This window comes from Novosphingobium sp., assembly GCF_027531025.1.
GTDB lineage: Bacteria > Pseudomonadota > Alphaproteobacteria > Sphingomonadales > Sphingomonadaceae > Novosphingobium.
In genome coordinates, this window is sequence record NZ_JAPZQX010000002.1 from 1 (window position 1) to 20,814 (window position 20,814).

Below are 20,814 nucleotides of genomic sequence, written 5' to 3' on the forward strand. Positions count from 1 at the left end.
TTCCTCGCCCTGCTTGATGACGAACGCTTTCTGCGCGTCCGTGAACTTCGATGCCTTCACGCCAAAACTCCTCGCCCAGCCAAGGATGTCTACAGCGGAAAACTCTAGCCGCGAATGGTCCAGTTTTCAGGTGGCAGAGCAGCGGCCGAAACCCTGCCACCGGGCAAGCCCACACTGGTCCCCACTACGCCCGCCACGCTGGCGGCGATCGAGGCGACCTGTTTCGACTATGTCGACGGGCAGCTGGAAGGCGATCCGGCGCGGGTGGCGCGCTCGCTCCACCCGGACCTCGCCAAGCGGGCCGTGCTGGGCGAAACGGCGGACGAGAAGCTGGGCCTGCGCCGGATGAGCAAGGAAGAACTGGTCGAGCTGACCCGTCAGGGCGCGCTCAAGACCCCGCTCGCCGAATGGAACCGCTCTTGCGAAGTGCTCGACGTGGCCGGCAACGCCGCCGTCGCCCGCGCCGAAACGCCGTGGTTCGTCGATTTCTTCCACCTCGGCCGGTTCGGCGCCAAGGGGCAGGAACGCTGGGTGATCGTCAATGCCCTGTGGTACCCCAAGCCGCGCGCGGCGGTAACGCCCTAACCCCGCGCCAGCCGCGCCAAGGCCTCGTCCAGCGCTTGCAGGAAGCGCGAACGGTCGGTCTTCTAGAAGGGGGGCGGGCCGCCGATGGCATCGCCGCCGGCGCGCAGATCGGCCATGATCGCCCGCGTGGCGATCGCGCCGCCGATCGAGGCGTGGGTAAAGGGCTTGCCGGTGGGGGCGATCACGCTGGCCCCGGCCTTCAGGCAGCGATCGGCCAGCAGGATATCGGCGGTGATCACCACGGCGCGGGGATCGGCGGCCTCGGCAATCCAGTCATCGGCGGCCTCGAAGCCGTCGGTCACGGTCACCCGCGCGATCAGCGGGTGATCGGGCACGCGCAGCCGCATGTTGCTGACCACCGTGACCGGCACCTGCCGGCGGAAGGCGACCTTGTAGATCTCTTCCTTCACCGGGCAGGCATCGGCATCGACCAGGATGCGCGGTGGGTTCATGGCGGCGGGCGGGGTTAGCGCTTCATGTGTTCCAGCCCGGCGAGGACGCCCGGCTTGAGGCTGGGTTTGGACGCGTTCTGCTTGGGCGGCTTTTCCGCCTTGGGCTTGCGCACTTCGCGGTTCGATTTCTTCTGGCCCTTGGCCATGACACGTTCCTTCAGCAGGCCGAGTGCCCGCCCGCCACCATAGCCCGGAACCGGCATAAACCCGGCACGAATTCGCGCCGGGCCAGAACGGGCCAGGTCAGGCCGGGCCGGATCAGCGCTTGCGGACGAATTCCGCGCGCAGGACCAGGCCCTTGATGCCGGGGTACTTGCAGTCGATTTCCTGCGCGTCCCCGGTCAGGCGGATCGCGGGGATGACGGTGCCCTGCTTCAGCGTCTGGCCCGCGCCCTTGACGGTCAGGTCCTTGATCAGGGTGACGCTGTCACCATCGGCCAGCAGGTTGCCCACGGCATCGCGCACTTCGACGGCGGTTTCGGCGGCGCGCGCCAAGGCTCTCTGGGCAGCCAGTTCCGAGGCGGGCAGCCATTCGCCGCTGTCCTCGTCATAGACATAGTCCTCGTCATCACCGGCCATGTGCCACCTCCTGCACCCGGCCATGGCAGGCGGCGCGCGCTTTGGCGAGTGGGTGCTGGGGGGGACGCGGAAAAGCGCTTTCCTACTCCCCCCGGCGCATGGCCTAAGCGGGGGATGACCGCGCCCGAACCCTTGCCTTTGCTGGCGCTGCCACACCGCCTGACGGGGCCATGCGGGCAGGCGACTTTTTTGGACCAGGACAGTGGTCCATGTGGTCCACGCCCTGTCGGCGCGGCCCTTGCGCGGGGGCGGATATTCTGCTGGTCTGCCAAGGTCCTGAGGCGGAGTCGCAAGCGGGATGCTCCGGGGGGAGGAGATCCTGAATGCTGTCACTGATTTACGTGAGTACTGTTGCGCCCGGGTTTCGCACGGCCGAGCTGGAGGCTCTGACCGAGCGCGCCGCCGCGATCAACGCCGCCAATGGCATGACCGGGATGCTGGCCTACAACGGCACCCATTTCATGCAATTGCTGGAGGGCGAGGCAGCGGCGGTGGACGATACGCTGGCGCGCATTTCCGCCGATCCGCGCCATTCCGGCCTGGTGGTGATCCGGCGGGACAGCCGCCCGGCGCGCGAATGCCCGGACTGGACCATGCGCGCCTTCCTGACCCCGCTGGAAGGGGCCGGATCGGCCACGCGCCTCGCCGCCAGCCTGCCGGTGAACTTTGCCGCTGACAGCCGGGTGATCTTCACCAGCTTTGCCTCGTTGCCGCGGGTCGCGGCCTGAGCGGGGGCGAGGGAGCGATGATGAGTAAAGGCAATCCGGGGCGCGGCTGGAAATGGATGCTGTGGGGCGCGGCGGCCTATAACTGGCTGGTCAGCCTGCCGGTGCTGATCGATGGCCAGTTGGCCGCCGAAGCGAAGATCAGCGCCGTGCTGGTGGCCGGATTCGGACTGCTCTATGCCCTGGTGGCGCGCGATCCGGTGCGGCTGGCCCCGGCGCTTTGGGCCGGGGTGGCGGGCAAGCTGGGGCTGGTGGTGCTTCTGGCCCCCTCCGTGGCGAGCGGGACGGCAGCGCCGGGGACTGGACCGGTGCTGGCGGGCGACCTGGTCTTTACCGCCGCCTTCCTTGCCCTGCTGCTTGGGCCAGCTCGGGGGGGTCGCTGATGGACCGCACGATCATTCGCCTCGGGCCGCAGCATCGCGACGCCGCGATCACAACGCTGGCCGCTGCGTTCCAGACCGATCCGGCGGTCAGCTGGATCATCCCCGATGCCGCCGAGCGGGCACGGCGCCTGCAGCGAATGTTCGCCTGGCTGTGGGACGATCACCAGCGCCACGGCATCGCCCTAGGCACGCCGGGCTGCGAGGCGGTGACGCTGTGGCGGCTGCCGGGCAAGGTGCATCATCACGATCCGCTGTGGCCGGCCGAAGTGCTGCGGCTGCTGCGGATCTTCGGGCGGCGGATTCTGCGCGCCTCGACCGTGGGGGACGCGATCGGCGCGCACCTCGCCAAGGGTGAGGACTGGTATTACCTGCGCTATGCCGGGGTGCGGCCCGATTGCCAGGGCCAGGGGCTGGGCGGCCTCGCGATCCGCGCCGGGCTGGCCGAGGCCACGGCGGCGGGCAAGCCCGCGCTGCTGGAGACGGCGACCGAGAGCAATGTCGGAATCTACCTGCGGCTGGGCTTTGCCGTGCACGAGGAATGGGATGTGCCGGCGGCGGGCGGGCCGCACTTCTGGTCGATGTCGCACCCCGGCGGCGGCTAGGCCCGCAGCAGCAGCGCCCGTGCCCGGTCCAGCGCCGGATCGCGTCCGGCGGCAATATCGGCGGCACTGGTCATCACGGGAACGTCGGGCACCAGCCCGGCATCGGGCTCGCGGCCCTCGGGGTAATGGCCGATCAGCGGCAGGTCGAATTCGATCCCGCTTTCGGGCAGGCGGACAAAGAAGAACGCCCCGCCGTTGATCCCGCGCCGGTTGCCGCCGGTGGTCCCGCCCACCAGGGTGCCAAGTCCGGTGAACCTGACCAGGCTGGCGAACTGGAACGTGGCCGAACTGTTCTGGGCGCTGGTCAGCACTGTCATCGGCACGCGCAGCTGCGGTCCCTTCGCGGCGATGACCCCGGCATCGTCCTGGCGGATCAGGCGGAAGAACCGGTCCGAATGGGGCACGGCCTGGTCGCCCCAGTTGCGGAAGCTGTCATCCCAGGTGTCGAGATAGGGATCGAGCGCCTTGGGGGTCTGACGATAGCGCACCAGCCGCTCGACCCGCGGGCGGACGATGTCTTGCCCGCTGAGCCGTGCCAGGATCAGGTCGCCGCAGTCGTTGCCGCCCTCGTTCTCGCGCAGGTCGACGATCAGGCCCTTGGCACCCTTCAGGCTGTCGAGCCGGTCGTTGAGCCAGGTCTGCCAGTCCCACTTGCTGTTGTAGACCGCCCAGCCCGGCATGGTCAGCGTGGCGATCCCGGCCTGGTCCATGGTCCATTGCCAGAGCGGCTCATTGCTGCGCGGATCGAGCGCGCGGATGAACCTCTTGCGGTGCGCCAGGTCGATCGGCGGCAGGTCGATCAGGGCATCGCTGGCCGCGCCGGGGGCGCGGTAGCGGACCACGAACCGGCCGGACCGGGGTGCGCCGTAGATCAGGCCATAGAGCACGTCGAAGGTCTCGATCGCATCCGTCCCGGTGGTGGACAGCAGCGCGCGGCGCTTGCCGTCGTTGCCGCCGTCGGCGCGGACCAGCGGTAGCAGGGCTTCGAGGATCTGGCGCACCGGCACGCCGTCGATCGCCTTGACGATCGAACCCGGTGGCAGTTCGGCGCCATCGCCCTGGTACTGTGTCACCACCATGTCATCGCCGATCCAGCGGAAGGCGAAGGGTAGGCGATCCTGGCGGGTGAACAGCCGGTCCGCCGCGGCCCGCCGCTGATTGTAGAAGCTGGGATAGGTGTGGCCGCAACGGATTTGCGCCAGGAACCGGGTGAGCGCCAGGAAGCGCGTCTCCAGGCTGGCGCCGCCTTGCCAGGCGCTGTCCAGCCGATCGAGCGCGGTTTCGAACCGATAGGGGCTCAAGTAGCGGTGCAGGCCGGGGTGCAGGGTGCGCAGAATCTCGCCCAGCAAGCGGATATCGCCGGATTCGGTGCGCTTGGCGTGGAGCACGGCTGGGGCGGCCAGGGCAGCGCCCGAAAGCGCGGTGGCGGACAGGAAGAGGCGGCGGTTCATCATGCGGCCTCTTGTGGCCAGTCCGGAGTCAGCAATGCTGCCCTACGACAAAGCCCTCCCACAAGGGGAGGGCTTTGCGAAGTCACAGAAATGTGGGCAGCGATCAGGCCGGCAGGCCAGAGATCGCCTTCATTTCCATGAAGTCCTTCAGGCCGGCGAGGCCACCTTCGCGGCCGTTGCCGGACTGCTTGTAGCCGCCGAACGGCGCGCCCGGGGTGGGGCCCCAGTTGTTGATCGCGACCATGCCGGCGCGCAGCTTGCCAGCCACTTCCGCCGCCTTGGCCGGATCGCCGGTGATCGCGGCGGACAAGCCATATTCGGTGGCATTGGCCAGGTCGATCCCCTGGTCGAGGCTGTCATAGGTCATGATCGTGGCGACCGGACCGAAGATTTCCTCGTTGGCGATGCGCATGTCCGGGGTCACGCCCGAGAAGACGGTCGGCTGGACAAAATAGCCGCGGTTGACCCCGGCGGGCAGGTCGGTGCCGCCGGTTTCCAGCTTGGCGCCTTCGTCGATCGCCGACTGGATCAGGTCGCGCACCTTGTCATACTGCGCCTTGTTGACCAGCGGGCCGAGGTGATTGCCTTCGGCCATCGGATCGCCGACCGGGGTGTGCGAGTACATGTTCTTGTAGAAGGCGACGGCTTCGGCCTCGCGGTCCTTGGCCACCAGCACCTTGGTCGGCGAAATGCACGACTGGCCGGTGTTGACCAGCGGGCCCATGGCGACCGGGGCCAGCTGGGTGGCGAAATCGGCATCGGGCAGGACCAGGTTGGGGCTCTTGCCGCCCAGTTCCTGGTGGACGCGCTTGACGGTCGGCGCGGCGGCGATCGCCACGGCGATCCCTGCGCGGGTCGAGCCGGTGAAGCTGACCATTTCGATGTCCGGGTGGCTGGAGATCGCATTGCCGGTGGTCGGGCCATCGCCCTGGACCAGGTTGAACACGCCCGGCGGCACGCCGGCAGCGTCCAGGATCTCGGCAAAGATCGCCGCATTGGTCGGGCACTCTTCCGAGGGCTTCAGCACCATGGTGTTGCCGGCGGCGAGTGCCGGGGCCACCTTCAGCGCGATCTGGTTGAGCGGCCAGTTCCACGGGGTGATCATGCCGACCACGCCGATCGGCTCATAGGCCACCTTGTAGCCCGGACCGTCTTCCATGAAGTTGAAGTCCTTGAGCGCGGCGATGGTCGAGAGGAAGCCGCCGATCCCCGCGCCGACCTGGGCCGTGCCGGCAAAGGACACGGGCGCGCCCATTTCCTCGGCCATGGCGACGGCGAGGTCACCGGCGCGCTTCTTGTACTCCTCGACGATCCGGTTGAGCAGCGCCAGGCGCTCTTCGCGGGTGGTCTGGCTATAGGTCTTGAAGGCGCGGCGGGCGGCCTTGACGGCCTTGTCGACATCCGCCGCCGTGCCGACCGATATGACGCAGCAGGGCTCTTCGGTGGCCGGATTGATCACCTCGCGCCGGGTACCGCCTTCGCTGTCTACCCACTTGCCGTCGATGTAGTGTTGCAGCCGCTCGCGCATCCTCGAATCTCCCTTAATGGATCGATTAAACGCACACTATGTCGGACCCTGCGGGCGATAATTCAAGCGCCAATCGTACTGCGCTGGCTTGTAAAGAGCTCTTGACAGGGCGCGCGACTCGTTTGTAAAGAACTCTTGACAGGCAAGGAGTGCGACCGTTGGAAAACCGATTGCGCGAACTGCGCGAGGCGGCTGGCTGGAGCCAGGGCGAACTGGCCCGGCGGCTGGGCGTTTCGCGCCAGACGATCAACGCGGTGGAAACCGACAAGTACGATCCCAGCCTGCCGCTGGCGCTGCGCATGGCCAGGCTGTTTGGCTGCGCGGTGCCGGAAATCTTCATCGACCGCTGGGAACCGGAGAACTGATCATGACCCAATCGCGCAAGCAACTTGGCAAGATGGCGCTGCAGGCCGCAATTGGCGGGTTGGTGGGCTTCGTCTCGGTCTACCTCGTTCTGGAAAGCAGCCTGATGGATGGCGTGGCCCGGGAGCCCGGCGCGCTGGCCCTGCTGGCCGTGGCCCTGATCTATCTGCTGATCGGCCTGTTTGTGGGGCTGGGTTCGCTCAACTCCGGGGTCGGGGCGAAGGTGCTCAACGTTGCTGATGCCGAGGAAATCGAGGATCAGCGCGCTGTGCTCCTGGGCAGTGCGGTGGCGTTCGTCGCTCTCGGTGGCAGCGCTCTGCTGGTGGCAATAGCGGCAGTCAATGCCGCGATACCGCCGATCGTGGCCGCCGCCAGCCTGATTACCGCATTGTTCATCGCGGGCGCGATTACCCTGCTGCAATGGCGGCGTTACGATGAATTGACCCGCGCGGTCTCGGCCGAAGCTTCGTCGATCTCGGTGGCAGTGCTGGCCATCGTCCTGATCGGCTGGGCCTTGCTGGCGGAATTCGGCTGGGGCGCTCCGCTTGATCCGTTGGGCGTCGTCGCGCTGCTGCTGGCAACCACCCTGGCCAGCACCTTTCTCGTCGCCGGTCGGCGCGGGATGTTGCACCCTGCTTAACCGCGGCGATGATAAAGCGCCGCCTCGGCCTCGCGGCGGCGGACCAGCCCGGCCAGGCGGCGACCACCGGCGTTGACCCATTTGCCGAACTCCGCCGCTGCCCCGGCATGGTCGCCCGCCTTATGCAATTTCGTTAGCGTGGCACGGGCAATCGCCCCGGTATTGTAGTGGAAGCTGACCAGGGCATCGAACTGGTGCTGGCTGGTCGGGCAATCGCCCAGCGCGCGGGCCACGTCGGCGGCATAGCGGGCGAGGTCCGTTTCCAGCCGGGCATCGCATTCGGCCTGGGTCCAGATCGTGCCGGGGGCGATGCGCCCACCGGTAACATGACAGGCTCCGGTCGCGCCCCAGCCGATGGTCCAGGGATCGCCGCCCGTGCCGGGATCGGGATAGGCTTCGAACCGGCCATCCGGGCGCTTTCGGGCGCAGCCCTCGAACTGCTTGATCAGCGCGATCCCGGCCGGGCCGATCCGTTGTGGACCACATGGACCACTGTCCAAGGCGAGATTTATGGCCTGGTCCAGACTGGCCACTTCGGCCCTGGTGAAGCCGCGGCCCAGCATCCGCCAAACAGCGTCGAAAATTGCCTTGCGATCCATCGTTGTTGCCTCCGTTTGCAGTGAGGCCAAGCGAATAGGCACGAACCTGGGCAGTAGGAAAATGCTTTGTGTTCAGCGCCAAAGCGAAAGGGCGCCCGGATCGCTCCGGACGCCCCCTCGGTGAATCAATCCAGCGGCTGGATCAGGCGCTGTAGTACATGTCGAACTCGACCGGCGACGGGGTGGTCTCCCAACGCATCACTTCCGGCCACTTCAGTTCGATATAGGCATCGATCTGGTCCTTGGTGAAGACGCCGCCCTGCAGCAGGAAGTCGTGATCGGCTTCGAGGCATTCGAGGGCTTCGCGCAGCGAACCGCACACGGTCGGCACCTGGGCCAGTTCGGCCGGGGGCAGATCATAGAGGTTCTTGTCCATGGCTTCGCCCGGGTGGATCTTGTTCTTGATCCCGTCAAGGCCGGCCATCAGCAGCGCCGAATAGCACAGGTAGGGGTTGGCCATCGCGTCGGGGAAGCGGAATTCCACGCGCTTGGCCTTGTCACCGGCGCCATAGGGGATGCGGCACGAGGCCGAGCGGTTGCGGGCCGAATAGGCCAGCAGCACCGGGGCTTCGTAACCCGGCACCAGGCGCTTGTAGCTGTTGGTGGTCGGGTTGGTGAAGGCGTTCAATGCCTTGGCGTGCTTGATCACGCCGCCGATGAAGTAGAGGCACAGGTCCGACAGGCCGGCATAGCCGTTCCCGGCGAACAGCGGCTTGCCGCTATCCCAGATCGAGATGTGGGTGTGCATCCCCGAGCCGTTATCGGTCTTGATCGGCTTGGGCATGAAGGTCGCGGTCTTGCCATAGGCCTGGGCGACCTGCTGCACGACATACTTGTAGACCTGCATGCGGTCGGCGGTCTGCACCAGGGTGCCGAAGGTCAGGCCCAGTTCGTGCTGGGCGCTTGCCACTTCGTGGTGGTGCTTGTCGCACGGCAGGCCCATTTCGAGCATGGTCGAAACCATTTCGCCACGGATGTCGACGCAGGAGTCGACCGGAGCGACCGGGAAGTAGCCACCCTTGGCCCGCGGACGGTGCGCCAGGTTGCCGCCTTCGTATTCCTTGTTCGAATTGGTCGGCAGCTCGATATCGTCGATGCTGAAGCCGTTGCCGTTGTAGCCATCATAGAAGCGCACGTCGTCGAACAGGAAGAACTCGGCTTCCGGGCCAACATAGACGGTGTCACCGATGCCGGTGGTCTTGAGATAGCTTTCGGCGCGCTTGGCGGTCGAACGCGGGTCGCGGCCATAGAGGTCGCCGGTCGACGGCTCGACGATGTCGCAGGTGATGATCATCATCGGGGTGGCGCTGAACGGATCGATGAAGACCGAATCCAGGTCCGGCTTCAGGATCATGTCGGATTCGTTGATGGCCTTCCAGCCTTCGATCGACGAACCGTCGAACATCAGGCCGTCTTCCAGCTCGTCCTCGCCCATCACGTGCGCGCACATGGTGAGGTGCTGCCACTTGCCCTTCGGATCGGTGAAGCGCAGATCGACCCACTCGATCTCTTCTTCCTTGATCCGCTTGATGATGTCCTTTGCCTTGCTCATTGGTCTTCCTTTTTGATGACCCCGGCCTGCGACCGTGGGCGGGATTTCGGGTAACTCGATTGGATCAGATGGCGTCGTTGTCACGCTCGCCGGTGCGGATGCGGATCGCCTTTTCGACGGCGTAGACAAAGATCTTGCCGTCACCGATCCGGCCGGTCTGCGCGGCAGCGGCAATCGCTTCGACCGTGCGGTCGGCCAGGTCGTCGCTAACCACCACCTCAAGCTTCACCTTGGGCAGGAAATCGACGACATATTCGGCGCCGCGATAGAGTTCGGTATGGCCCTTCTGCCGACCAAAGCCCTTGGCCTCGGTTACGGTGATGCCGGATACGCCCACTTCGTGCAGCGCTTCCTTCACCTCATCCAGCTTGAAGGGCTTGATGATAGCCTCGATCTTTTTCACGTCTTCATTTCCCCTGCGCGCTGCGCCGGTACCGGCCCGTGTTGCCTTGGGTCCGATCCGGACGTTCCTTCATCGCCCGCCCGATCTATCAAGAATCGTGCCAGCCTCGATGAACCCGGCCTAGGCCATGGCTGCGCGGTGCGAAAGTGCGGAATCGCAACAATTGAATCTTGCGAGTCGTTCGCGTGAAATTTTCGGGAAGCGCGGGCAGCAAACGACTTGCCTGATTTTTCAGCAGAGGCTGCTCAAATTTTAAGCAGACCTAGAGGTTGAGGCCCGCCGTCTCGTCCAGCCCGGCCATCAGGTTCAGGCTCTGCACCGCCGCCCCGCTGGCACCCTTGCCGAGGTTGTCGAGCCGGGCGACGAGCCGCGCCTGCGATCCGTCCTTCGCCCCGAACACCCACAGGTCGAGGCGGTCGCTGGGCTGCATCGAGCGGCGCAGCAGCAGTTCGTCCTGCGGCTCGTCGTGCACGGTCACCACCTTGCTGCCGGCGTAGAATTCGACCAGCGCGAGCCGCAGCACTTCAGGCGATCCGGCCATCGGCATCACGCTCAGCGGCAGGAGCACTTCGACCACCATGCCCCGGTGCGCGTCGATCACCGCGGGGGCGAACAGCGGCGGATGGGCGAGGGTGGCATAGCGCTGCATCTCGGGCACGTGCTTGTGCCCCATGCCCAGGCCATAGGCGCGGAACGCGATATCGCCATCGTCCTCGAACCGCTGGATCAGCGCCTTGCCGCCGCCCGAGTAACCGGACACAGCATTGACGGTATAGGGCCAGTCGGCCGGCAGCAGCCCGGCGCGGACCAGCGGGGCGACCAGCGCCAGGAAGCCGGTGGGATAGCAGCCGGGATTGCTAACCCGCGTTGCATCGGCAATCGCCGCGCGCCCGGTCAGTTCCGGAAAGCCATAAGTCCAGCCCGAAGCGACGCGGTGCGCGCTGGAGGCATCGATGATCCGCACGGCCGATCCTTCGGCCAGGGCGACCGCTTCGCGCGCGGCATCGTCGGGCAGGCACAGCACGGCAAAGTCGGCGCTGTGATAGGCATTGCGCCGCGCGCCAAGATCCTTGCGCGCGTCGTCATCGAGGATCAGCAGGTCGAATTCGGGGCGCGGGGACAGCCGATCGACGATTTCGAGGCCGGTGGTGCCAACCGCCCCGTCGATGAACACTGTGTGGGCCATGTGTAATAACCTGAAGGTTCGAGCCAGACTCTGCCTTCCCAAACTCCGTTTGTCCTGAGCTTGTCGAAGGACCGCCCTTGTACTGGCGGCGCAGAGCCCGGTCCCGAAGTAAAAAGCGGTGCTTCGACAAGCTCAGCACGAACGGGAACGGGGATGGTTCAGCTTCGTCGTTCGTCTGCTTCGAGCGCCTCGACCGGCAGGTAGCCGACAAAGCCATCCTCGCCGACCTGGCCCCAGGCCCAGCCGCCGGTCACGTCGAGCAAGTTGAACATGGTTCCGCCCGCCAGCGCCTCGCGCACTTCGGCATCGGCCTTGTTGGCGGCCAGCAGATTGGCACCCGCGGCCACCACCTTGCGCGGCATCGGCACGGCATAATGCGGCACGAAGCAGCGGCCCGCGAGGCGGATATGCGCCAGGTCACCGCGCACCGGCCAATGCGCGGCATCAAGCTTTTCGGCCGGGCCGTTGAGGCCATACTGGCCCTCTGGAATGGCGGTTACGGTCAAAGGTTGCTGCCCCGAAAACTGGAAGACCGGGCGATTAGCGCCGGATGCGCCGTGGAGCAAGTTATCCATAGCGCCCCTTCAACATCCCCCAGGCCGCGCGCAGGCCCAGCGCGTCGCCACCCTTGGGGCGGCCGGGCTTGGGGGCGGGGCGCCAGGCGAAGGTGTCGAAGTGGGCCCAGTCGACGCCTTCGGGCACGAACCGGTCGAGGAACAGCGCGCCGACCGAGGCCCCGGCAAAGCCATTGCTGGCGGAGTTGTTGAGATCGGCGATGTCGCTTTTGAGGTACTCGCGGTAGCCATCGTAAAGCGGCAGGCGCCAGCACGGATCGCTGGCCGCTTCGCCCGCGGCGAGGAGTTCGGCGGCGGTCTCGTCGCGGCGGGTGAACAGGGCGGGGAGGTCCGGCCCAACGGCCACGCGCGCTGCGCCGGTGAGGGTGGCGAAATCGATCACCAGTTCGGCCCCTTCCTCGCCCGCGCGGGTCAGGGCATCGCCCAGCACCAGACGGCCTTCGGCATCGGTATTGCCGATCTCCACCGAAATCCCCGCGCGGCTTTTCAGCACGTCGCCAGGGCGGAAGGCATTGCCCGAAATCGCGTTCTCCACCGCCGGGATCAGCAGGTGCAGCCGCACTTTCAGCTGGTGCTGCATGATCAGGCTGGCGAGGGCCAGGGCATGGGCCGCACCGCCCATGTCCTTCTTCATCAGCAGCATCCCGGCGGACGGCTTGATATCCAGCCCGCCGCTGTCAAAGCACACGCCCTTGCCCAACACGGCCAGGCGCGGGTGAGCGGGATCGCCCCAGGTCAGCTCGATCAGGCGCGGGGCGTGGTGACGGCTGGCGGCGCGGCCCACCGCGTGGACCATCGGAAAGCCGGTTTCGAGAGCATCGCCGCTGGTGACCTTGATTTCGGCCTTATGGGTCTTGGCGAGGCGGCTGGCCTCAGCCTCAAGCTGGGCAGGGCCCATATCCTCGGCCGGGGTGTTGACGAGGTCGCGGACCAGCGCGGTGGCGGCCACTTCGGCCAGCACGGGGTCGATCGCCTTGACCGCCTTGGTCAGCAGCACGCGCGGGCCATCGTCGGGCGCATCGGCGCGGTAGCGATCGAACCGGTATTGCCCGCTGGCCCAGCCGAACGGCGCAGCGCCCGGCTCGGCATTGGCCAGGCGATAGGTTCCGGCCGGCAGCGTTTCGCCCAGCCGGGCGAGGCACCAGGTCCCCAGTTCGGCCGGATCGGCCACGCCCGCCACCACGCAGATACCATCGCCATCGGGCAATACCGCCTGTTCGAAGGGCGCGCCGGTGAACTTCTGCGCGGCCAGCGCTGCGCGGGCCACGGCCGGCAAGCCCTTGGTAAAGGCATCAAGCCCGGCCTTGTCGACCAGGTGGATGGCGGTGGCGGACTGGTCGCGGTCGGGCTGGATCGGGGCGTGCTTATCGGTCATGATCAAGGCTCATAGCCGCGCAGCGGCGCCGGGTGCGAGAGGAAAATCGGAACAATGCGCCAGCTTGTCATGCCTGTTGCCACTGGTCTCCTCGCGCTCATGCTGGCCGGATGCGCGCCTGACCGGCCCGACAAGGCCGACCAGGCCGAGGCAAAGCAGCCGACTTTCCTCGAAGCCGCCGAAGCCACGGCCGATGCGGCAGCCAGCGCGGCCGCCAGCGAAACCCCGTCACCCGCCGCCAGCGCGCGGGCCCTTTCCGAGCGGACCCGGGCCTTCGAGTTCGAATATGCCTATCCGGCTGCGGCGGCGGCGATCCCGGAACTGGTGGTCGAACTGGAGGCCGATCTTGCGCGCCAGCGGCGCGAACTGGCCCGCATCGCTCCGCGCCCCGAGGCGGGTGAACGGCCGATCCCCTATGCCAAGTCGGTGCAATGGGACGTGGTGACCGAACTGCCCGGCTGGCTGAGCCTGTCGGCCGCAGTCTATGCCGACACCGGCGGAGCGCACCCCAATCGCTGGTCGCAGGCGCTGCTGTGGGACAAGACCGCGGGCAAGAGCCTCAAGGCCACCGACCTGTTCGTTTCCAGCGCGGCTCTGGCCGAGGCGATCCGCCAGCCTTTCTGCCGCGCGCTCAACCGCGAACGCGCGGCCCGGCGCGGCGAGGTCGTGCGCAGCGACAGCGGCGAGATGTTCGACGAATGCATCGATCCGACGCGTTCGACCGTTATCCTCGGTTCATCCAATCGCCAGCAGTTCGACCGGATCGGGGTGCTGATCGCGCCTTATGAAGCCGGGTCCTATGCCGAAGGGGATTACGAGATCACCCTGCCGGTCACGCGGGCGGTCATGGCGGCGGTAAAGCCGCAGTATCGCACGGTCTTCGCCCCCGGTCGCTAAGCGCGGCTGCACCACTCGCTTTTTCGCACCGGCGCGCCTATATGGCCGGGCGATGACTCAATACCAGGTAGTGACCGGAACCGAGGCCGTCCTGCGCGACGGCACGATCAAGCTCCACGGGCCCGCAGGCTTCGAGGGGATGCGCCGCGCCGGGCGGCTGGCCGCCGAAATCCTCGATGCGCTGGTGCCGCACGTGCAGCCGGGGGTCTCGACCCAGCACCTCGACGACCTCGTCCGGCAGATGACGCTGGATGGTGGCGCGGTGCCGGCGACGCTGGGCTATCGCGGCTATACCCATTCGTGCTGCATCTCGATCAATCACGTGGTCTGCCACGGCATTCCTTCGGACAAGGTGCTGAAGGACGGGGATATCGTGAACATCGATGTCACACCGCTGCTGGATGGCTGGCACGGCGATACCAGCCGGATGTACCTGGTTGGCGATGTGCCGCTGAAGGCGCGGCGGCTGGTTGACGTAACGCACGAATGCCTGATGCTGGGGATCGAGGCGGCGAGCCGCCCCGGCGCGCGCCTTGGCGATATTGGCGCCGCGATCCAGGCCCATGCCGAACGCCAGCGCTATGGCGTGGTGCGCGAATTCTGCGGCCATGGCCTGGGCCGCCTGTTCCACGATGCGCCCGAAGTGGTCCACGCGGGCCGCGCCGGGACCGGGCCGGAGCTGAAGCCCGGCATGTTCTTCACGATCGAACCGATGATCAACCTCGGCAAGCCGGGGGTGAAGGTGCTGGAAGACGGCTGGACGGCTGTGACCCGCGACCGCTCGCTTTCGGCCCAGTTCGAACACTCGATCGGGATCACCGAGACCGGCGTGGAGATCTTCACCAAGTCGCCCAGGGGGCTGGACAAGCCGCCTTATTGATTTCTTGGTTCACGCAGAGGCGCAGAGAAGAAAGGAGAGGCGCGGAGGGATAGCGTTTGCGGCGAAGCCGCTCCGATATTCTACCGATCGTTATTCCAGTGATGGGTGATTTTAAGAGCGGCCTTGCCGCATAAGCAGTAATCTCTGCGCCTCTCCCTTCTTCTCTGCGCCTCTGCGTGATACCCCTTCTTCATTCTCACCCCCGCCCGCTCCGGATCGCAGCGCCCGCGGCAAAGGGCGTGATTGCCACCAGCACCAGGCTGCACGCGGCGGTTAGGGCCAGGCCTGCTTCACCGCCCGTGGCGAGGCTTCCGGCGCCAAACACCAGCAGCGGCACGGCCAGCGGGATCACCAGCAAGCCGCCCAGCGCCGCTCCGCCGCGCAGGCCGGCAGTCAGCGCCGCGACCAGCACGCCCAGCGCCGCAAGGCCCGGCGTCCCCGCCAGCAGGCCCAGCTCGACGGTCCTCAGCGTTGCCGCATCGATCCCGACCAGTGCCGAGGCGGGGAGGGCGGCCAGCAGCAGCGCCGGGGCGAAGCTCAGCCAGTGGGCTACCATCCGCGCTGTCATCGCCAGCTCCTCGCTGATCCCGCGCAGCGCCAGTTGATCGAACAGCCCCAGTTCCATGTCCGGTTCCACCAGCCGGTCGAGCGGCAGGATCGCGGCGAGCAGCGCGGCGATCCACAGCACGCCGCCGCCGGTCCGCGCCAGCACCGGCGCATCGGGGCCGACCGCAAAGGGATAAAGCATCGCCACGGCCAGGAAGAACAGGATCGGCAGCAGTGTCGCCCCGCGCCGCTCGCCGCCCAGCAGCAGGCCGAGGTCGCGGCGCAGCAGGGAGAGGAACACGCTCATGCCGCAAAATCCGCAAGGTCGATCGCGGCCCCGCCGGGCAGGGTGATCGGCTGATGCGAAGCGACGAGGGCGATGCCCCCTTGCGCGCAATGCTGCGCCACCAGTTCCTCGACCAGCGCGACCCCGCGCGTATCGAGGCCGTTAAGCGGCTCGTCCAGCAGCCAGATCGGCGCGCCTTGCCCAGCCATCCGGGCCAGCGCCGCGCGCTTTTTCTGACCGGTGGACAGGTAGCGCACCGGCACCTCTGCCAGCGACAGCAAGCCGAGCTGGGCGGCATGGTTTTCCGTCGGCCCATCGAGCCGCTGCCAGAAGGCCAGCGCTTTCGCCAGCGGCAGGGCGGGATCGAGCGCCGGACGCTCATCGAGCAGGGCCATGGCCCCGCTGCGCGCCACGCTGCCGGCAAAGGGCGCTAGCAGGCCGGCGAGGATGCGGATCAGGCTGGACTTGCCGGTGCCGTTCGCGCCCTTGACCTGCAAGGCCGCGCCAGAAATCAGATCGAGCGCAAGGCCGCGAAACAGCAGCCGATCGCCGCGGCGGCAGGCCAGGTCGTGGGCAGTCAGGCGGCACTCTTGCATCACCCCGCGCGATAGGGGAAAGCGGCGGCACTGCCAAGGAGCGGCAACAAACTCACCCCGCTCGTCCTGAGCCTGTCGAAGGACCGTCCTTTCCTGGATGCTGCGTTGCAGAAGCTGTACAGCCCTTCGACAGGCTCAGGGCGAACGGAATTGATGGAGACTGTGGTGACTGTTGCCAAGCTGACCGAAACCGAACTGGCCGATCTGCTGGCCCGCCACCCCGAATGGCAGCTCCGCGCCGATGGCCTGGCGCTGGAACGCACGTTCCGCTTTGCCGATTTCAATGCGGCCTTCGGCTTCATGACCCGCATCGCGCTCTATGCCGACAAGCACGATCACCACCCGGAATGGTTTAACGTCTACAACCGGGTGGAAATCACCCTGACCACCCACGACGCCGGCGGCATCAGCGCCCGCGACGCGGCGATGGTGGAGTGGATCGCCGGGATCGGCTGATCCTTACTGCCCCAGCGGGCGGCTGGTATTGCGGACCTGCTTGCGCAGGCGGCCGGGGATCCAGCGGCTGGCGAAGGCGAGGCGGTGGGCGGTCTTGCCGACGCGGTTGTGCAGCTTGTCGCCGTGGACGGCGGCCCAGGCGGCTTCGGCCACTTCGGTAACAGGGGTGATCTCCAGGCCCGCTTCCTGCACCCGTCCGCGAATATGCTCGTTGGTGCCCTGGTTGGCGGTGTGATCGAGCAGCGGGGTATCGATGAAGCCAGGCATCAGGCTGGCCACCTTGATCCCTTCCTCGGCCCATTCACCATCGAGGCTTTCGGTGATCGCGCGCACGCCGAACTTGGTGGCCGAATAGACCGAGGCCCCTGGCGTGCCGTAAATCCCTGCCGCGCTGGCGGTGTTGAGCAGGCACGAACCCGGCGCGCTGGCCTTGAGGTAGGGGTGGACCGCCTGGGCACCGAACAGCACGCCCTTGAGGTTGATATCGAGGCAGCGCTCGATTTCCTCGGGCTTGTTTTCGGTCAGCGCGCCGCCCAGCGGGATCCCTGCGTTATTGAACATCACGTTGATCTGGCCGCCCGCCGCCTTGGCGAAGTCCGCCAGCGCCGTGTCCCACCCGGCGCGGTCGCGCACGTCGAGTTTGTGCTGCGAGCATGATCCGGCGGGGAGCAGGGCGGCGGTTTCGCGCATCCCGCTTTCGCTGATGTCAGCCAGGCCGACGAACCAGCCCTGGCCCGCGAACTTCTGCGCCACGGCCCGGCCAATGCCCGAACCGCCACCGGTGATGAAGATCGCCTTGCGCGCCATGCCTGCTCTCCGAATCGCACTTACATCGATGTCAGCAGGCTTACAGGGCCGGGTTGTTATAGCAATGCCAGGTGAAGATCGCCGTGGCCCCGCGATGGGGGCGCCAGGCCTCGGCCAGTTCGCGTGTCCGTTTTTCGGATGGGCGTTCGGGCAGGTCGAGCAGCTTGTGCAATCCGGCCTGGACGGCGAGATCCCCCGCTGGCCAGATATCGGTCCGCCCTTCGGCAAACAGCAGGTAGATTTCAGCTGACCAGCGGCCGATCCCCTTGATCTGGGTCAGCCGGGCAATCGCCTCTTCGTCATCCGCGGGCAGGGCCTGAAAATCGAGCGCGCCGGTTACTACAAGTTCGCACAAGGAGCGCATATAGCCCTGTTTCTGGCGGGAAAGTCCGCAGGCGCGCAGGGTGTCGAAATCAGCCTCCAGCACTTTCTCCGGCGGCAGGTCGGGGCCGAGATAGTCCTCGAACTTGCGCCACATCGAAGCGGCTGCGGCAACGCTGACCTGCTGGCCGACGATGGTGCGCATCAAGGTGGCATAGCCGCGCGGGCGGATCCGCGGCTCGGGATAACCGGCCCGTTCCAGCGCATTGGCAAAGCGCGGTTCGATCTGCCCGACGGCATCGAGGTGGTGTTTGATCTGTTCTGCGGTCAGGCCCACGGCTCTATCCTGCTTGCCAAAGGAAAGCCGGTTGGTTAGCAGCCCCGGCGATGCCCCGATAGGGTGCAAGCAAGAGGATACAGGCAATGCCGAAGCTGGTAGTGGTCAATCGCGCGGGTGAGGAAAAGACGGTCGAGGCGGGCGCTGGTCTCTCGGTCATGGAAGCGATCCGTGACAACGGGTTTGACGAACTGCTGGCGCTGTGCGGCGGCTGCTGCTCCTGCGCCACCTGCCACATCCATGTCGATGCCGCCTGGGCCGACAAGCTGCCGGCAATGAGCGAGGACGAGAACGACCTGCTTGACAGCTCGGACCACCGCGAAGCCACCTCGCGCCTGTCGTGCCAGATCCACATGACCGACGCGCTCGATGGCCTGAAGGTCGCGATCGCGCCCGAAGACTGAGGATAAAGCTCCGGTTCCGGTGGGGCCAAGCGCAAATGCGTTGCGCATGGTCCGGCAGCCTCCTAATTCTCGGGCGATGACCAGTCCGCTCGTTCAGCAATCGACGCTCGATCTCATCGGCAACACGCCGCTCGTCCTGCTCAAGGGGCCGAGCGAAGCCGCCGGGTGCGAGATCTGGGGCAAGTGCGAATTCGCCAATCCCGGCGCCTCGGTAAAGGACCGGGCGGCGCTGTGGATCGTCCGCGATGCCGAGGCGCGCGGCGAACTCCAGCCCGGTGGCACCGTGGTGGAAGGGACGGCGGGCAATACCGGGATCGGGATTGCGCTGGTGGCCAATGCGCGCGGTTACAAGACCGTGATCGTGATGCCGGACAACCAGTCCAAGGAAAAGATGGACACCCTGCGCGCACTTGGGGCCGAACTGGTGCTGGTGCCGCCGACCAAGTTCGCCGATCCGGCGCACTTCGTTCACACTTCGCGGCGGCTGGCCGAAGAGACCGAGGGCGCGGTCTGGGCCAACCAGTTCGACAATATCGCCAACCGCAAGGCCCATATCGAAAGCACCGCGCCCGAGATCTGGGAACAGCTAGGCGGAAGGATCGACGGCTTTACCTGCGCCGCCGGGACTGGCGGGACCATCGCCGGGGTTGGTCTGGGCCTGAAGGCCTTCGACGAGAACGTGCGTATCGCGCTGACCGATCCGCACGGCGCGGCGCTGTACAGCTATTATGCCTGCGGCGAGCTCAAGGCCGAGGGAACCTCGGTGGCCGAAGGGATCGGCCAGGGGCGGATCACCGCCAACCTGGAAGGCGCGCCGATCGACACCCAGTTCCGCATTTCCGACGAGGAAGGGCTGGAATGGGTCGCGCGGCTGCTGCGCGAGGAAGGGCTGTGCCTGGGCCTGTCATCGGGCATCAACGTGGCTGGCGCGGTCGAGCTGGGCAAGCAGCTGGTGGCCGAGGGGCGCAAGGACGTGCGCGTGGCGACAATCCTGTGCGATACCGGTTTCCGCTATCTCTCCACGCTCTACAATCCCGAGTGGCTGCAGGCCAAGGGTCTGCCAGTCTTCCCCTGGCTGGCCTGATCGGTTAGGCTGCGGCCATGGCCAGCCAGCCACCCCGTCCGGGCAACAATTCCCCCACGCACTTCGTGCCGCCGACCGCGCGCGAGTTGCGCGCCCAGGCGGTGCAGCGATTGCAAGCCGGGTTGTTCGGCCTCGCGGCCATCGTGCTGGTGGTGGGCCTTGCCAATATCATCAACGATCGCGCCCGGCTGAGCGATGCCGGTGCCGTGGGGCAGGAGGTTGCGGGCCAGGACCGCGACCGCACCGATCCGCTGGCCGAAGTGGGCGTGGTGCCGGCCGCATCGCCCGATCCATCCCCCGCCGCCAGTGCCGCGCCCAAGCGCTAGGTTGGTCATCGCCTTGGCTGCCCTGGCGCTGCTGGTCGGCGCGGGCTGGCTTGCCTCGCGTCCTGCGCCGGTGCCGCAGCAGCCGATAGCCCTGTTCACCTCGCTGCCGATCGTCTGGAACGAGGCTGCTGACCTCGGTGACCTGCTGCACAGCGATGCGCCGCCGCACTGGGCGAAGGACGTGATCGCCGCGCGCGGCGCCATCGTGCCGCTCGATCTCCTCGCTCCGCTGTCGCCGGGGTTGACCCGGCTGGTCATGGCCCAGCCGCGCCCGCTTTCGCCGGAGGAGAATGTCGCGCTGGATGCCTGGGTGCGGGCCGGGGGACGGCTGGTGCTGTTCGCCGATCCGGCGCTGACCGAGCATTCGGCCTTCGCGGTGGGCGATCCCCGCCGCCCGCAGGACCTGGTGTTGCTCTCTCCCATCCTTGCGCGCTGGGGCCTGGAACTGCGCTTCGAAGATGCCCAGGCGGCGGGCCTGCGCGAGGTCGATGCCGGACTGTCGACGATCCCGGTCGATCTGCCGGGAAGCTGGCGCCTGATGGCCGGTGCGGATTGCCAGCTCCACGGCGGCGGTCTGCTGGCCGAATGCCGGGTCGGGAAGGGGCGGGTGTTGGCCCTGGCCGATGCTGCCGTACTCGACCGCCACCATGGCGATGCCGCCCATGCCGCCGCGCTGGCAGAACTGCTCGATTGGGCCTTTTCCGCCGGGTGAGTCGCGGGAAAATGCGGGAAGCAAGGGCCGTTTCGCGGATTCTCCCGGCAAACCGCTGATTTCCATGCAGAACATACAAGGAACGATGCGCAAATTACGCCATTTCGCTCTATGCGCGACTTATATAAATCAATTATTTACCAAGTTATCCCGTGATTTCCCGC

Annotated in this window: 27 protein-coding genes and 1 pseudogene; 13 read left to right on the forward strand and 15 right to left on the reverse strand. The window is 66.8% G+C overall.

Annotation, left to right across the window (positions count from 1 at the left end):
* Window positions 1-114: 114 nt before the first annotated feature.
* Window positions 115-585, forward strand: coding sequence for a nuclear transport factor 2 family protein (locus O9281_RS00475; RefSeq protein ID WP_298181650.1), 471 nt, complete (start codon window positions 115-117; stop codon window positions 583-585).
* Here the strand turns inward: O9281_RS00475 and O9281_RS00480 are convergent.
* The 3 genes and pseudogenes from O9281_RS00480 to O9281_RS00490 form a co-directional block, all read right to left on the reverse strand.
* A pseudogene (locus O9281_RS00480) lies at window positions 582-1,037 on the reverse strand (YaiI/YqxD family protein). The gene O9281_RS00475 and the pseudogene O9281_RS00480 sit on opposite strands and share 4 nt — an antisense overlap.
* 14 nt (window positions 1,038-1,051) lie before the next feature.
* On the reverse strand, window positions 1,052-1,240 hold the full coding sequence (locus O9281_RS00485; protein ID WP_298181653.1) for a hypothetical protein: 189 nt from the start codon (window positions 1,238-1,240) through the stop codon (window positions 1,052-1,054).
* A gap of 55 nt (window positions 1,241-1,295) precedes the next feature.
* The gene (locus tag O9281_RS00490) at window positions 1,296-1,616 is read right to left on the reverse strand and encodes an alkylphosphonate utilization protein (protein ID WP_298181656.1); all 321 of its coding nucleotides are present in this window, start codon (window positions 1,614-1,616) and stop codon (window positions 1,296-1,298) included.
* A gap of 323 nt (window positions 1,617-1,939) precedes the next feature.
* On the opposite strand from O9281_RS00490, the gene O9281_RS00495 reads away from it, so the two are divergent.
* From O9281_RS00495 to O9281_RS00505, 3 genes are read left to right on the forward strand one after another with little or no spacing between them, the layout of a single operon-like run.
* Window positions 1,940-2,344, forward strand: a complete 405-nt coding sequence (locus O9281_RS00495; RefSeq protein WP_298181658.1) for a BLUF domain-containing protein — start codon at window positions 1,940-1,942, stop codon at window positions 2,342-2,344.
* Between the two features lie 20 nt (window positions 2,345-2,364).
* Window positions 2,365-2,724 (forward strand): hypothetical protein, encoded by a 360-nt coding sequence (locus tag O9281_RS00500; RefSeq protein ID WP_298181661.1) that lies wholly within the window; start codon window positions 2,365-2,367, stop codon window positions 2,722-2,724.
* The gene (locus O9281_RS00505; RefSeq protein WP_298181664.1) at window positions 2,724-3,326 is read left to right on the forward strand and encodes a GNAT family N-acetyltransferase; all 603 of its coding nucleotides are present in this window, start codon (window positions 2,724-2,726) and stop codon (window positions 3,324-3,326) included. The genes O9281_RS00500 and O9281_RS00505 overlap by 1 nt, the downstream gene beginning before the upstream one ends.
* Here O9281_RS00505 and O9281_RS00510 read toward each other — a convergent pair.
* Entirely contained in the window at window positions 3,323-4,777 is a 1,455-nt protein-coding gene (locus tag O9281_RS00510) for a S41 family peptidase (protein ID WP_298181667.1), read from the reverse strand. The two genes, O9281_RS00505 and O9281_RS00510, sit on opposite strands and share 4 nt — an antisense overlap.
* Window positions 4,778-4,880: 103 nt before the next feature.
* Window positions 4,881-6,305 (reverse strand): aldehyde dehydrogenase family protein, encoded by a 1,425-nt coding sequence (locus O9281_RS00515; protein WP_298181670.1) that lies wholly within the window; start codon window positions 6,303-6,305, stop codon window positions 4,881-4,883.
* Window positions 6,306-6,463: 158 nt separating this feature from the next.
* Between O9281_RS00515 and O9281_RS00520 the strand changes: the two genes are divergently transcribed.
* Together O9281_RS00520 and O9281_RS00525 are read left to right on the forward strand one after the other, a co-directional pair.
* On the forward strand, window positions 6,464-6,670 hold the full coding sequence (locus tag O9281_RS00520; RefSeq protein WP_298181673.1) for a helix-turn-helix transcriptional regulator: 207 nt from the start codon (window positions 6,464-6,466) through the stop codon (window positions 6,668-6,670).
* A gap of 2 nt (window positions 6,671-6,672) precedes the next feature.
* A complete protein-coding gene (locus tag O9281_RS00525) occupies window positions 6,673-7,308 on the forward strand; it encodes a hypothetical protein (RefSeq protein WP_298181675.1) in 636 nt (211 codons plus the stop codon).
* Here O9281_RS00525 and O9281_RS00530 read toward each other — a convergent pair.
* The 6 genes from O9281_RS00530 to O9281_RS00555 all read right to left on the reverse strand — a co-directional run bounded on the left by O9281_RS00530 (window position 7,305) and on the right by O9281_RS00555 (window position 12,998).
* Complete coding sequence (locus O9281_RS00530) at window positions 7,305-7,907, reverse strand: lysozyme (protein WP_298181678.1); 603 nt, start codon at window positions 7,905-7,907, stop codon at window positions 7,305-7,307. The two genes, O9281_RS00525 and O9281_RS00530, sit on opposite strands and share 4 nt — an antisense overlap.
* 142 nt (window positions 7,908-8,049) lie before the next feature.
* Entirely contained in the window at window positions 8,050-9,459 is a 1,410-nt protein-coding gene (gene glnA / locus O9281_RS00535) for a type I glutamate--ammonia ligase (protein WP_298181680.1), read from the reverse strand.
* 64 nt (window positions 9,460-9,523) lie between these two features.
* Entirely contained in the window at window positions 9,524-9,862 is a 339-nt protein-coding gene (locus O9281_RS00540) for a P-II family nitrogen regulator (RefSeq protein ID WP_147088891.1), read from the reverse strand.
* 262 nt (window positions 9,863-10,124) lie between these two features.
* Window positions 10,125-11,048, reverse strand: coding sequence for an N-acetyl-gamma-glutamyl-phosphate reductase (argC, locus tag O9281_RS00545; protein WP_298181686.1), 924 nt, complete (start codon window positions 11,046-11,048; stop codon window positions 10,125-10,127).
* A gap of 158 nt (window positions 11,049-11,206) precedes the next feature.
* Complete coding sequence (locus O9281_RS00550; RefSeq protein WP_298181689.1) at window positions 11,207-11,554, reverse strand: SH3 domain-containing protein; 348 nt, start codon at window positions 11,552-11,554, stop codon at window positions 11,207-11,209.
* 61 nt (window positions 11,555-11,615) lie between these two features.
* Window positions 11,616-12,998 (reverse strand): M17 family metallopeptidase, encoded by a 1,383-nt coding sequence (locus O9281_RS00555; RefSeq protein WP_298181691.1) that lies wholly within the window; start codon window positions 12,996-12,998, stop codon window positions 11,616-11,618.
* Between the two features lie 54 nt (window positions 12,999-13,052).
* Here O9281_RS00555 and O9281_RS00560 point away from each other — a divergent pair, with 54 nt between their 5' ends.
* Both O9281_RS00560 and map read left to right on the forward strand, forming a co-directional pair.
* Complete coding sequence (locus tag O9281_RS00560; protein ID WP_298181693.1) at window positions 13,053-13,895, forward strand: hypothetical protein; 843 nt, start codon at window positions 13,053-13,055, stop codon at window positions 13,893-13,895.
* A 52-nt stretch (window positions 13,896-13,947) separates the two neighbouring features.
* A complete protein-coding gene (gene map, locus O9281_RS00565; protein ID WP_298181695.1) occupies window positions 13,948-14,775 on the forward strand; it encodes a type I methionyl aminopeptidase in 828 nt (275 codons plus the stop codon).
* 196 nt (window positions 14,776-14,971) lie between these two features.
* Here map and O9281_RS00570 read toward each other — a convergent pair whose 3' ends face one another.
* Both O9281_RS00570 and ccmA read right to left on the reverse strand, forming a co-directional pair.
* Window positions 14,972-15,628: a heme exporter protein CcmB gene (locus O9281_RS00570; RefSeq protein ID WP_298181698.1), complete on the reverse strand. Its 657-nt coding sequence runs from the start codon at window positions 15,626-15,628 to the stop codon at window positions 14,972-14,974.
* Window positions 15,625-16,203 (reverse strand): heme ABC exporter ATP-binding protein CcmA, encoded by a 579-nt coding sequence (ccmA, locus tag O9281_RS00575; RefSeq protein ID WP_298181701.1) that lies wholly within the window; start codon window positions 16,201-16,203, stop codon window positions 15,625-15,627. Before ccmA ends, O9281_RS00570 begins: the two co-directional genes overlap by 4 nt.
* 165 nt (window positions 16,204-16,368) lie before the next feature.
* On the opposite strand from ccmA, the gene O9281_RS00580 reads away from it, so the two are divergent.
* Window positions 16,369-16,659, forward strand: coding sequence for a 4a-hydroxytetrahydrobiopterin dehydratase (locus O9281_RS00580; RefSeq protein ID WP_298181704.1), 291 nt, complete (start codon window positions 16,369-16,371; stop codon window positions 16,657-16,659).
* Between the two features lie 3 nt (window positions 16,660-16,662).
* On the opposite strand, the gene O9281_RS00585 is transcribed toward O9281_RS00580, so the two are convergent.
* Complete coding sequence (locus O9281_RS00585; RefSeq protein WP_298181706.1) at window positions 16,663-17,466, reverse strand: SDR family oxidoreductase; 804 nt, start codon at window positions 17,464-17,466, stop codon at window positions 16,663-16,665.
* A gap of 40 nt (window positions 17,467-17,506) precedes the next feature.
* A complete protein-coding gene (locus O9281_RS00590) occupies window positions 17,507-18,124 on the reverse strand; it encodes a DNA-3-methyladenine glycosylase 2 family protein (protein WP_298181708.1) in 618 nt (205 codons plus the stop codon).
* An 86-nt stretch (window positions 18,125-18,210) separates the two neighbouring features.
* Here O9281_RS00590 and O9281_RS00595 point away from each other — a divergent pair, with 86 nt between their 5' ends.
* The 4 genes from O9281_RS00595 to O9281_RS00610 all read left to right on the forward strand — a co-directional run bounded on the left by O9281_RS00595 (window position 18,211) and on the right by O9281_RS00610 (window position 20,650).
* Window positions 18,211-18,528: a 2Fe-2S iron-sulfur cluster-binding protein gene (locus O9281_RS00595; RefSeq protein ID WP_298181711.1), complete on the forward strand. Its 318-nt coding sequence runs from the start codon at window positions 18,211-18,213 to the stop codon at window positions 18,526-18,528.
* A 76-nt stretch (window positions 18,529-18,604) separates the two neighbouring features.
* Window positions 18,605-19,612 (forward strand): cysteine synthase A, encoded by a 1,008-nt coding sequence (locus O9281_RS00600; protein ID WP_298181714.1) that lies wholly within the window; start codon window positions 18,605-18,607, stop codon window positions 19,610-19,612.
* Window positions 19,613-19,629: 17 nt separating this feature from the next.
* The gene (locus O9281_RS00605; RefSeq protein ID WP_298181716.1) at window positions 19,630-19,938 is read left to right on the forward strand and encodes a hypothetical protein; all 309 of its coding nucleotides are present in this window, start codon (window positions 19,630-19,632) and stop codon (window positions 19,936-19,938) included.
* 13 nt (window positions 19,939-19,951) lie between these two features.
* Entirely contained in the window at window positions 19,952-20,650 is a 699-nt protein-coding gene (locus O9281_RS00610) for an ABC transporter (RefSeq protein ID WP_298181719.1), read from the forward strand.
* Window positions 20,651-20,814 lie beyond the last annotated feature (164 nt).